Annotated in this window: 7 protein-coding genes; 4 read left to right on the forward strand and 3 right to left on the reverse strand. The window is 59.5% G+C overall.

Annotated features, from left to right (window positions below; translation table 11 throughout):
* Positions 1-208: 208 nt before the first annotated feature.
* The gene (locus tag LGH74_RS11865) at positions 209-2,137 is read right to left on the reverse strand and encodes a DUF4350 domain-containing protein (RefSeq protein WP_431357449.1); all 1,929 of its coding nucleotides are present in this window, start codon (positions 2,135-2,137) and stop codon (positions 209-211) included.
* A 5-nt stretch (positions 2,138-2,142) separates the two neighbouring features.
* Positions 2,143-3,804: a glycoside hydrolase family 28 protein gene (locus LGH74_RS11870; protein WP_226175935.1), complete on the reverse strand. Its 1,662-nt coding sequence runs from the start codon at positions 3,802-3,804 to the stop codon at positions 2,143-2,145.
* A 523-nt stretch (positions 3,805-4,327) separates the two neighbouring features.
* Here LGH74_RS11870 and LGH74_RS11875 point away from each other — a divergent pair.
* Both LGH74_RS11875 and LGH74_RS11880 read left to right on the forward strand, forming a co-directional pair.
* Positions 4,328-4,654 (forward strand): hypothetical protein, encoded by a 327-nt coding sequence (locus LGH74_RS11875; RefSeq protein ID WP_226175937.1) that lies wholly within the window; start codon positions 4,328-4,330, stop codon positions 4,652-4,654.
* 197 nt (positions 4,655-4,851) lie between these two features.
* A complete protein-coding gene (locus LGH74_RS11880) occupies positions 4,852-7,032 on the forward strand; it encodes a bifunctional alpha,alpha-trehalose-phosphate synthase (UDP-forming)/trehalose-phosphatase (protein ID WP_226175939.1) in 2,181 nt (726 codons plus the stop codon).
* 359 nt (positions 7,033-7,391) lie between these two features.
* Here LGH74_RS11880 and LGH74_RS11885 read toward each other — a convergent pair whose 3' ends face one another.
* A complete protein-coding gene (locus tag LGH74_RS11885; protein WP_226175941.1) occupies positions 7,392-9,188 on the reverse strand; it encodes a glycoside hydrolase family 15 protein in 1,797 nt (598 codons plus the stop codon).
* 188 nt (positions 9,189-9,376) lie between these two features.
* On the opposite strand from LGH74_RS11885, the gene LGH74_RS11890 reads away from it, so the two are divergent.
* Both LGH74_RS11890 and LGH74_RS11895 read left to right on the forward strand, forming a co-directional pair.
* Positions 9,377-10,114, forward strand: coding sequence for a TVP38/TMEM64 family protein (locus LGH74_RS11890; RefSeq protein ID WP_226175943.1), 738 nt, complete (start codon positions 9,377-9,379; stop codon positions 10,112-10,114).
* Positions 10,115-10,226: 112 nt separating this feature from the next.
* Positions 10,227-12,392, forward strand: a complete 2,166-nt coding sequence (locus LGH74_RS11895; protein WP_226175945.1) for a hypothetical protein — start codon at positions 10,227-10,229, stop codon at positions 12,390-12,392.
* Positions 12,393-12,616: the final 224 nt, after the last annotated feature.

Genomic DNA, 12,616 nt, shown 5'->3' on the forward strand with positions numbered 1-12,616 from the left:
CGGGCGCAACAGGTAGCTTAGGGACTTGGAAATTCACAATAGGGAGAGTTAGGAGCCGTTTTTCGGAGTTCACGAAGCCGGCAGAGCAGATACTATACAAAACGAGGAAGCGCAAACCGTTCGTCGGCCGCTCCGCCATTTCCCACTTAACTGGAATGGCCAGAGCTTTCCTCACCACGAGGCCGACGTCCGGTTTGCGCTTTACCTCCTAGCGTTTCGACTGTTGCAGCAGCCAGTTGGCCAGGTCTTTCCCCGCTTGAAAATTCTCGTATTCGGCCGGAATCTTGCGGCCGTCCACGTATTCGTTGTACAGCCACGGGTCACCCACGGCCAGTACGGTGCCCTTGCCCAGCTTGGCAGTGGCCACAATGTTATCCGGGCCCTGCACAATGACGGCTTGGGCAGGTTTGGTCAGCGCCAAGGGCGAGAGTTCTTTGATGTAGGCGGCGTGGGCTTTGGTGAAAACCGGGTTGCCGGGCGTCAGAGTCACTTTGCCCTGCTCAAACTGGCTGCCTTTCACCATGTTCACGCTTTTGCTGGTGTACTGGATACCGAACGATTTGGCCAGCTCGTTGAAGCGCTTGGTTTCGCAGTTGGCCGTGTCGTTGGCCATCAGCACCAGCACGCCGCCGTCTTTCACCCAGTCGGTCAGCACCTTGGTGTCGGCGGCCGTTACGAAGTTGGGCTTAGCCGTTTCCTTCTTGGTGTCCGGGTCCACGATGATGTAGACGTCGACGCCCTTGAGCGAGGCCTTGGTGGGCGCGGTCGGCACCGAAACGGTTTTGGCGCCCAGGTCGCGGAAGGTGTTGCCCCAGAGCCAGAAGCCCGAGTGCATCCGGTCTTCCCAGGTGTAGTGAAACCGCTCCTGCTGACCGGTAATGGCGCTTTTGCGGTACTCGTTGTTGAAGTAGTAGTCGAGGCCGATGGTTTTGTTCTGCCCCACTTTCAGCGTCTCGGCAATTTCCATTTCCAACGCCGCCATAATGAACGGCCCTACCCCTTTCAGGTCGTTTTTGCGCAGCGGCTCACTCAGGTAGTACTCGAAGCTGCCGTCGCGGTATGGGTTGCCGCCCAGGCCGCCCACGCTAACCGTGCCATTGAAGGCCAGGGCGCCGTTTTCCTCGGCCACAAAGGTTTTGATCAGCCCGTCGTAGCCTTTCTTGGCTACTTCAGCGTACTTTTTATCGAGGTAGCCCATGCGTACGCCCTTGGCCAGCATATACACAAACATGCTGCTGCCCGAGGCTTCGGCGTAGTTGCCCTTGCGCTCAGCTTGGTCGACTACCAGGGCCCAGGTGCCGGTTTTGGCATCCTGGTACTTAGCCAGCACCGGGGCCAGGCGCTGCACGTTCTTGATGAGTTGTTGGCGCTGCGGGTGGTTCTGGGGGAAATAGTCGAGCACGTCGACTAGCGCCATGGCATACCAGCCCATGCCCCGGTCCCAGAAGTTGGGGCTCTGGCCGGTGGTTTTGTTGGCCCACTTCTGCTCCTTGCTTTCGTCGTAGCCGTGGTACATCAGCCCCGTTTTGGGGTCTACGAGGTGCTTTTCGATGAGGGCAAACTGCTTGGCCACGTCGTCGAAGCCCTCGGGCTTGTTGAACACGGCGCTGTATTCGGCGTAGAAAGGCTCGGCCATGTAAAGGCCGTCGAGCCACATCTGGTTCTGGTACACTTTCTTGTGCCAGAAGCCGCCTTCCTTGGTACGGGGCTGGCCGTCGAGCTGCTTGCGCAAGAGCTGGGCCGCCTTGATGTACTTCTCCTGCTTGGGCACCGATGTCTGGCTCATCGTGAGCAGGGAGTGGCCGGTGGTCAGGTTGTCGAGGTTGTAATCTTCGAGCTTATACGTCCGGATGGTACCATCCTCGCGCACAAACTGGTCGAGGTCCTTCTGCAGGTAGGTGAAGTACTTGGCCTCGCCGGTACGGTTCCAGACGCGCTCCAGGGCTTTCAGCATCAGGCCCTGCTCGTAGTCCCAACGGGCGGTTTTGCGGGAGCCAATCAAGATGGAGTCGGGGTGCCAGCCGATAAAGGAATCGGCCATGCGCTGCGACATCGGCTTGGCCGGCGCGGCGGTTTGGGCTTCGGCGGCCGAAGAAAGGGCCAGCAGGCTCAATAACAGGGAAACGGGCTTTTTCACGGGTCTTAGAGCTTGGAAATGGTTACCGTTTTCTTGGAAACTTTGTCGCCGAATTCCAGGTCTTTCTTCGCGGCTTTGGTGTCGGTGTTAGCCAGCTTCACGTTCTTGGCCCGGTCGCCCGTCACGCGCATCAGCAAGGCCGCGCCCGGCGTGTACTTGATACCGTCGAGGGTAATATCCTTGCTGTTCTGGATTTCCATTACCGGCAGCGTCTCCTTGGTCAGCATGGTTACGTTTTTCAGCCGGATATTCTCGGCCTCGATGCACACCAGGCCCTTTTTGGCCTGCATCACCGCGTTTTCAATCACGATGTCGCGCAGGGGCATTTCGGGCAGACCGCGCAGCATAATGGCCGTTTCGGCCCCGTTGCAGGTAATATCCCGAATGTCGATGTGGCGGAACTGAGGTGTGCCCTCCCCCAGCGGCTCAGCCTTGATAACGGGCGGCGCCGTCGATTCGCCGGCCAGCGGCACTGGGTCTTTGGCCATGTAGTATAGGTCAAAGATGATGGCCTGGCCCACGATATCCTTCATATCCACGTTGTTGATGAAGATATTCTCCACCACCCCACCCCGGCCCCGGGCCGCCTTGAAGCGCAGCCCGATGTCGGTACCCATAAAGGTGAGGTTGTAAGCATAGATGTTGCGCGCCCCGCCCGACATTTCCGAGCCAATCACGAAGCCGCCGTGAGCGTGGTACACTTTCGTGTCGCGGATAATGAAGTTCTCGGTGGGCACACCGCGCTTGCGGCCCTGCTCGTCGCGGCCCGACTTGATGCAGATGCCGTCGTCGCCTACGTCGAAGGTGCAGCCTTCCACGATGCCGTTTTTGCAGGATTCGAGGTCAATGGCGTCGGTATTCTGACCGTACTCGGGGTTGAGCACCGTCACGTTGCGCACCGTAATGTCCTCGCTCAGCAGCGGGTGCAACGACCACGCGGGCGAGTTCTGAAACGTAACGCCTTCCAACATCAGGCGCTTGCAATGGTCGAGCACGAGCATATCGGGCCGCAGGAAATCCCGAATTTCCTCATAATCCTTCACCGTTTTGCCCTCTTTCCAATAGAAGGCTTCCGGAATGGTCGAGCCCTTCAGCGAAGCCGCCGACGGATACCAGGTGTCTTTTTTGTCGTTCGTCACACCGCCGCCTTCCACCAGCCGTTTCCACTGGGTTTCGGTCAGCTTGCTTTTCTTTACCGAACGCCAGGTGTTGCCCGCGCCATCGAAGGTACCGAGGCCGGTTACGGCAATGTTTTCCAAGTCTTTACCGTAGATCTGGGCCTGGTTGCGCACCGCCTCCACGCCTTCCCAGCTGGTCCGGATCAGGTGGTAGTCGTCGTGCTGGGCGCTGAACTGCACGAAGGCGCCTTTAGCCAGGTGCAGGTTCACGTTGCTGCGCATCTCAATGGGGCCGGTCAGCCAATGCCCGCGCGGCACCAGTACCACGCCGCCACCGGCTTTGCTGCTGGCATCAATGGCTTGCTGAATAGCAGTGCTCTTGGTGAGGCCGTCGGGCAAAGCCCCAAACTTCACAATCGACAGGGTATCGGCGCGGAAGGAGGGCGTTTTAACCGTGGGCAGGTTGGGCCGGGGCTGGTCGGCGGCCAGGGCCGCGCAGCCGGTGAAAAGCAGGCCCAGCGTGGCCGTAAAGGCAAAAGGAAATTTCATACGGGGTGGTTTTACGTCTACCGGAGGGTTGGGAAGCAGACTACAGAAAGGAGAGAATTGGCCGGGAATGAATACCCAAACAATTACACTATTCCAGGAATAGGGCTAGACAAAGACCTTGCCTATACTTCCGTTAAGATTGAAGGAAATTCAGGATTCTTCACCGAAACGGGCATATTATCTATGCAAACGTTACCGGGAACGTTCTCAAACGGTCATCAGCGCTTGTATTTTCAGCATCTGCTGCCAGCATTTTAAAGTCCAGTAGTGCTATTTGCTGCCCCGGCCGCGCAATGAAATGCACCGACGATTGGCTTTTACCCCGGTTGCGCCAAGCGGGACTTTAGTTGTACCACATGGCTTATGTTTATTTAAATTAATTCTAAATAAATTTTGCAAAGCCGAAAGAGGCTACTACATTTGAACATGTTTAGACAGATTCTAAATAGAGAAACAGGTAAAGTTTTAGCCTATCAGCCCGCTTTGCCCGAAGCCTTATTTTGATAATCAACTTTCGCCTCTTATGCGTCAATATCTGCATCACAACGATTTCGGCTGCATTTCGCGCTGCCCCAGTGGCTGCTGTCTGCACCTGTACTTTGGCAATGTGGCTCTGTGCCTGAAGACCGACGAGCTAACCGAATGGCGGCACGTAACGGCCCGCTTGTATCAGCAGCACGCCCCGCTCCTGCCCGACACCACCAGCCGGTGCATCACGCTGCCAGGACCGGTCGAGTATCAGGCTTTCGTGTTCACGCTGGAAGAGGTTTTTCTGCTCCACGACCTGCTGATGAGCGCCGGCCTGCTACTAGAAGCCGAGCTGATTCTGGCCGGCGGGCTGGTGGAATAGCGGCGGAAACGGGACTGATAGTCAACTTTATTTCGCCGGCAACACTACTAAGGCTTAAATATCTGCTGCATAGAATATTAACAACGGTAATAAAGCCCTGACCTAGCGTTCTGCTGAGGTAGGCGAAAAGGCTTTTTTGGGCGCAATCTAGTTTTCTCCCGTAAGTAAAGGGCTGAAGAACCAGAAGTTGAACGCCTATGTCTCGTACTATTATTGTCTCCAACCGCCTGCCCACTAAGGCGCAGCGCACCGAAGAAGGTCTCCATTTTACGCCCAGTGAGGGCGGCTTAGCCACTGGTTTGGGCTCCATTTATAGGGCCGAAGGGAACGTGTGGGTAGGCTGGCCCGGCCTGGAAATTGAAGACCCTATTGAGCAGCAGTTCGTGACCCGGGAGCTGCGCGACGACAGCATGGCCCCGGTATTCCTGACCCAGGACGAAATCCGGGACTACTACGAGGGCTTCAGCAACGAGCTGCTGTGGCCTACGTTCCACTATTTCAGTCAGCACGCGGTGTATGAGCAGGCCTACTGGGACTCGTATGTGGGCGTGAACCAGAAGTTTTGCGACGCGGTGCTGGCTTTGGCCGGACCCGACGACACCATCTGGGTGCACGACTACCAGCTGCTGCTGCTGCCCCAGATGCTGCGCGCGGCCCGGCCCGAGTGCAGCATCGGCTTTTTCCTGCACATCCCGTTTCCCTCGCACGAGCTGATCAGGGTGCTACCCTGGCGGCAGGAGCTGCTCGAAGGCATGCTGGGGGCCGACCTCATTGGGTTTCACACCTACGGCTACATGCGCCACTTCCTCAGCTCAGCGGCCCAGCTGCTGGGCTACCCCAGCCAGAACGGCCTGATTGAGGTGGGCCAGCGCACGGTGCTGGTCGATGCTTTTCCAATGGGCATCGACTATGACAAATACGCGCAGGTGGCCGAGTCGGAGGAGGCGCGGGAGTGCGAGCAGCTCTACCGCGACGCGCTGAACGACTCCCGGGTGATTCTCAGCATCGACCGGCTCGACTACACCAAGGGCATTGCCGAGCGGCTGCGGGCCTACGAGCAGATGCTGCAACTCTACCCCGAGTGGCGGGGCCGCGTAACGCTGCTGATGCTGGTGGTGCCCTCGCGCGACCAGGTGGAGAAATACCGCGCCCTGAAAGTGGAAATAGACGAGCTGGTGGGCCGTATCAATGCCGACTACCGCACTATTGCCTGGATGCCGATTCAGTACTTCTACCGCTCGTTTCCGCTGGAGCATCTCTCGGGCCTCTACCGATTGGCTGAAGTGGCCCTGGTAACGCCCATGCGCGACGGCATGAACCTGGTAGCCAAGGAATTTGTGGCTAGCAAGGGCGACCGGCCCGGGGTGCTCATTCTGAGTGAGCGGGCCGGCGCGGCGCGGGAGCTGTCGGATGCGCTAATTATCAACCCCACCGACACCCGGCAGCTGGCCGAAGCCATGCACGAGGCCCTGGTGATGCCCGAAGACGAGCAGCTGCTGCGCATGAGCAATATGCAGGCCCTGGTGAGCACCTACAATGTGTATCACTGGGTACGGCTTTTCATGGACCGGCTCACCTACATCAAGCTCAAGCAGCAAACCCTGGCCACCGATACGCTGGGGCCGCAGGAGCTGCAGCAGCTCCGCACCGACTTCGACCAGGCCCGGCAGCGGCTGTTGTTTCTCGACTACGACGGCACGCTGGTGCCCTTCACCAAGAACCCGCAGCACGCCAAGCCCGACGAGGAGCTGCGCCTGCTGCTACAGGCCCTGAGTGCCGACCCGCGCAACCGGGTGGTTATCATCAGTGGGCGCGACCGGGATACGCTCTTCCGCTGGCTCGGCGACCTGCCGCTGGACTTCATTACCGAGCACGGCGTGTGGCTGCGGGCCCAGGGTGCCGACGAAGAATGGACGATGCTGCAGCCGATGTCGGCGAGCTGGAAGACTGAAATCCGGCCGTTTATGGAACTGATTGTGAGCCGTACGGCGGGCTCGTTCATTGAAGAAAAGGAATACTCGCTGGTGTGGCATTACCGCCGCGCCGATGCCGACCTGGGCGACGTGCGGGCCCGGGAGCTGGTGAGTCACCTCAGCTTTATGGCTTCCAACACCGATTTGCAGGTGCTGGAGGGCAACAAGGTGGTCGAAATAAAGAATGCCGGCGTGAACAAAGGCGCGGCAGCGGCCCGATGGCTCGCCACCTACCCCGCCGACTTTATCCTGGCCATCGGCGACGACCGGACCGACGAAGACACCTTCCAGGCCATGCCCGAGGATGCCTACACAGTGAAGGTGGGCGAAACCGGCCGCTCCTTTGCCCGCTTCCATATTAAGTCGCACCAGGATGTGCGCCGCACGTTGCGGGCCCTGCTATAACCTCCCCCGGCCCACATCTGCTTGATACGCTGGGTCCATGAGAGAGGGGAGCCACGGCGGCGCAGGAGATACCTGCGGCCTTTTTAGCAGCAAAACGCCCGTTGCGGAAATCCGCAGCGGGCGTTTTGCTTTCGGTTTGGGCATTACGGATTTCCGCAATGGGTGTTTTGGGAGTGTTTTGCTTGTTGGGGATTTCCTCAGTGGCTATTTCGATACCGTTTTGACCATTGGGGAAATCCGCAATGCCTATTTCGCTGCCGTTTTGCCCGTTGGGGATTTCCCCAATGGCTATTTCAACCCCAAAAAGCCCGTTGGGGAAATCTCCAACGGGCCTTTTGGTGCAAGCAGTACCACTTCACCTATACGAAATTCGGCCGGTCGAGCTTTTTGGCAATGCGGTAGGCCGCGTTTACCAGGCCCACGTGGCTGTATGCCTGGGGGAAATTACCCCACTGGGAGCCGGTTTTGGCATCCACGTCTTCCGAAAGCAAACCCAGGTGGTTGGTATAGCTGAGCAGCTTCTCAAACTCCCGAGTGGCATCGTCGAGGCGGCCCACGCAGGCCAGGGCTTCTACGTACCAGAAGGAGCAGATGAGGAAGGTAGTTTCGGGCGTGCCGAAGTCGTCGGGGTGGCGGTAGCGGTAGAAGAGCCCCTCGGGGGTTTTCAGCTCCTTTTCCAGCTCCCGCAGGTGGGTGCGGGCCCGCTCGGAGTTCGGGTCGAGGTAGCCCATCAGGATTAGCTGCAGGCCGCTGGCATCGAGGTGGGGCGAGCCGATGGCGTTGGTATACACGCCCCGGGTGGCATCGTAGCACTCCTCAATCTTGCGGGCGGCGGTGTCGGCCAGCTCTTCGGCCATCTTCTCAATTTCATGGTTGCCGAGGTAGCGGGCCACTTTGCGGGCGGCGTGGGCCCCGGCCCAGTGAAAGAGGTAGGTGTAGCAATGGTACTGGGCAATGTGGCGGAACTCCCAGAGGCCGGCATCGGGCTTGTCCATCGTTTCCTTGATGAGCCGCAGGGCTTCGTACATCATCCGCTCGGAGTCGGCCCGCTCGGCACCCACGAAGCGCTGATCGACGTAGAGCGGCAGCAAGGCCACCAGCACCTGCCCATACACGTCGTTCTGAATGTGAGTGTAAGCGTCATTGCCGATGCGCACGGGCTGGTTGCCGAGGTAGCCTTCCAGCGGCAGTTCCTGCTCCGTGAGTTGGGCCGCCCCGCTGATACTGTAGAGCGGCTGGTACTTACCCTTGATCTTGGTGGAGATGTTGGCGATGTAGTGAAAATACCGCTCCATCTCCTCGAAGTGGCCAATGTTGTTGAAGGCCGTCAGGATATAATACGTGTCGCGCATCCAGCAGAAGCGGTAGTCCCAGTTGCGGGTGCTGCCGGGCGCTTCGGGCAGGCTGGTGGTGGTGGCGGCAATGATAGCCCCGGTGTCTTCGTACTGGTGCAGCTTCAAAGCCAAAGCCGAGCGGATAACGGCCGTCTGGTAGAAGTTGCTGATGCTGGTGCTTTTCACCCAGCGCCGCCAGTATTGCACGGTTTTACGCAGAAACTCCTCGGCCGTACTGTGCAGGGCCGCCTCCAGGGGCGCGCCGTAAGTCAGCACCAGGTAGCGGGTTTCGTTCAGCACGAAGCCTTCCCCGTCCAGAATGTAGGTCAGCGGAATGTCGGTGGTCAGGCGCATTTCCTCCTCCATGCCCAGAAAGGCAATGTGGTTGGAGCTGCGCCGCCGCGTGAGCTGCTGCTGGCCATACTCGGCCACCGGCTCGCACACTACCTGCACCCGGGGCAGACCCGAGAGCGGCTCCAGTTTCCGGATAAACATCAGGGGCTTGTAGTTACGGTCGTACTGGGCGAAGCGCGGCGCGAAGTCGGTGACGCGGTAGCGCCCCCCGGCCGTTTCAACCTCGGTGCAGAGCACGTTGGTATTTTCGAGGTAATACTGCCGGGTACTGAACTCGGCCTCGTCGGCGGGCTTGATGCTGAACTCGCCGCCTTTCCGGGTGTCGAGCAGGCTGCCGAACACGAAGCTGCTGTCGAAGCGGGGCCAGCACAGCCAGGACACCGACGTATCCTGCTTGATGAGGGCCAGGTAGGCGCAGTTGCCGACCAGGCCCATGTCGTAGGTATGTTTCAGGGGTATTTTACTCATAGCCGAAGCGTCAGATAATGCCCGCCGGGGGCGCTTTCCGTGAAGTGTGGAGCTACCTAGTACCCCATTGGCGGCGGTGGGGTTGCCTGCCAACTCCCCGGCGGCCGTTGCGTAAAGCCGGAATGCGCCGTGCCGGCCGGCTTTACTGGTGGCGGCGCTTCATTATTTACCCCAATACTCTCCCGCTTTTGCCCGCTTCCACCGCCAGTGCCCGTCCCCGCCAGTCCAGCCGCCTGCCCCTCTACATTGTTGGCACCGTATTGTTGGTCTTAGTCGCCTGCTACTTCCTGTGGCCCGCCTTCCAGACGACAGCCAAGGAGGCTTTTACCGTGCTTAAAAGCGGGGAGCAGGAACAAGTATCGGCCTGGATTCAGCAGTTTGGCCTGTGGGGCCCGGTCGTCATCGTGGCCGCCATGGTGCTCCAGATGTTTCTGGTGGTCGTCAACGTGGTACTGCTCATCCTGGTCGCCATTCTAGCCTACGGGCCGTGGTGGGGCTCACTGCTGGCCCTGGCCGGCGTCGTTACCGCGTCGTCGGTGGGCTACTGGATTGGCCACTCGGCCGGTGAGGCGCTGGTCGACCGGCTGATTGGAGAGAAGAATGAGCAGAAGATGGTGCGCGAGGTGCAGCGCTACGGCACTTGGGCCGTGGTTATTGCCCGCCTTTCCCCCGCCCTTTCCGACGACGCGGTGAGCTTCGTGGCCGGCGTGGCGCGGCTGGGCTACTGGCGCTTCCTGGCCGCCACGGTGGCCGGCGTGGTGCCACTTATTGCGCTGCTGGCCTGGCTGGGCGAAAACAGCGACCGGCTCAAAACCGGCCTCTGGTGGGTATCGGGCGTAAGCCTGTTGTTGTTTGGGGCGTATGTGTGGTGGGATAAGCGCCGGGCCAAAGCCGAGCCGGAAACGACGGCCCCCGGGAAAAACTGAGAAAATTGGACAAAAAGCGCCGCAATAGGACTCGGTAGCTGCTACCTTTGCGCGCTTAACCGGAGACTGGATTGCGCTTTCTCCCCTCCCTTCACTTCTGATGCAGTGCCCCGTGCGTTTTTCTCCGGGTTTCCGCTGGCTTGCCAGCGTAGCCGCCTTCCTGTGCCTTGCCCTCCCGGCCCGGGCTCAGATTACGGCTCCTTCCTCCCCGCCGCTGCTGCGTGAGCTGACGTTGCGCACCGACACGACCCGTTATTCCTTGAGCCGCAATACCATTGCAGTGCAGGGCGAGCCAAATTTGTACTTCTATTACCGCCAAGACGATGAAACGGCCGAGCTGCTGCTCTACCCCGTGAGCTGGCGGCCCCAGGCCCCGTTGCGCCTGCGCCGCTCGGCCGACTTCGTGCTGCTCGACTCGGTGACGGCCGTGGCCAATCAGCAGTATTACCGCACCAAAATCCGGTTTAAGGACCTGCCGGCGGCGCGCTTTCTGCAGCTCACCTTTACCCAAGCCAACGACAGTGCCGGCCGCCCACCCCTAACCCAGACCGTGAGTCTGCTGCCCATTACGCGCACCACGCTGGAGTTTAAGCCCACCGATACGGAGCTGTTCGTGGGCGAGGAAAAGGTGTTCGACCTGAGCAGCAACAACCCCAAAAACATCCGCGTCTCGACTGAGTGGACCAAGGGCCAGGACATCGACTACCGCATTGTGCAGGAGAAAGGCCAGCTACGACTGCGGGTGGTGCCCAACGCCCTGGGCACGCGCCTGCTCACGGTACGGCCCCAAACCGAGCGGCCCTTCCTCACCGACAACAACCGCCGCCTGAGCTACGCCCTGGCCCCGCTACGCCAGGATTTCACGGTGAAGGCCAGCCGGCTGCGCTTTCTGAGCGTCGATAAAAAGGAAATTACGCTGGATGAAATTTCGCGGCGCAAGGGCGTAGAAATCATCCTCGACAACGGCCGCACCTTCGACCTCAAGCGCACCTACCGCATTGAGGATCAGGAGGAAGCCGGCGGCGCTTTGATAGCCGAGCTCTTTACCCGCCAGTACCTGACCAACGACCGGGTGCTGTGCTGGCTGCGCGTGTATAACACTCACCGCCAAACCGACAGTTACCTTTACATCAAGGAAAACGACCTGCCCAAGTACATCACCAACTTCAACATCTCGCCCAAAACGGCCATCAGCAGCGTGCAGGTGCGGCACCGCGGCGGCGACTGGGGCCCGAGCCTCAACGTAAACCCCGGCGAAACGGTGGACGTGCGCCTCGAAGGGGAATCGTTGCAGAAGGCTCGCTTCCACTTCGAGGATCTGGCCGTTATTCCCTCCGACTCCTCGGTGCGCACCGATGCCGCCGTGGTCTACCGCGTGCAGGTGCCGCTGACTATCGACAAGCGCCGCATTACCATTTTCAACGCGGGCCAGCCCACTGGCTATGCCCTGGCGGTAAAGGAGTTTCAGCGGCCTCACCCGCTCGATTTCGTGGCCGTCAATTTCGGGGAAGCGCCGCGCGTCATCAACCGCCTCAACGGCCCCGTGCTCTACGACCGGACCATCTCCGATGTGGTATTCAGCTTCAACCCCAACGGCATCGACACCGAGAGCCAGCTCTACGGCAAGCAGTACCTCACCTTCGACATCCGGACCCAAAACGCTAAAGGAGAGTTGATTGAGATGCGTACCATTGAAAACGTAGTGGTGTGCCCCGGCGACAACTCGGTGCGGGCCGCCTTCTACCAGGACAAGCAGTGTCAGGTGGGCAACATCAGCCTCAATAACATCCTGAGCTCCCGCAAAACCTACGACCTCGACGACTGGAGCACGATTATCATCACCATCAAGCACAACCAGAGTCAGTACCAGGAAGCGGGCTTCACCCAGAAGCTGGAGCTGGTGCTCAAGCGCCGCATCAAGTTCGATATCGACGTGAGTTTCCCCGGCGGCCTGCTCACCAAATACAAGGGCGAGTCGAGCTACACCTCGTTTGGCGGCATCTCATTGGCTATGCTGGGCCAGCTGAGCTTCTATCATCCTGAGAAAATTAACCGCCTGCGGCCCTATAAGGTGGGCGCCGGCTTCGTGGCCCTCAATGCTTTCGACCTGAGCAAAAGCGGCGGCAACCGCGACCTGGGCGTCGTTATTCTGGGCTCCATCTACCCCACCCGCCGCGACGCCAAGCTCACCTTCCCGCTCTACCTCGGCGGCGGCTACCTGCTCTCCGCCGGCCGCCCCTTCTTCCTGCTCGGCCCCGGCATCGGCGTCAGGCTGTAGGGTATTAATGTGCGAATGTGGGGAATGTGCGAATGTGAATAATGTGTCATTGCGAGCATAGCGAAGCAATCCTTCCTCTGCGCAGTACGACCTGACCTTTTACCAGAAAGCCCTCAACCGTAAGCAACGATTGAGGGCTTTTCATTTTAGAACACCTAGCACATTTCAGAGGACGGATTGCTTCGCTATGCTCGCAAGGACAGGGTTTAAGCACATTCTCCCAT

The sequence above is a fragment of the Hymenobacter lucidus genome (assembly GCF_020447265.1).
Taxonomy (GTDB): domain Bacteria; phylum Bacteroidota; class Bacteroidia; order Cytophagales; family Hymenobacteraceae; genus Hymenobacter; species Hymenobacter lucidus.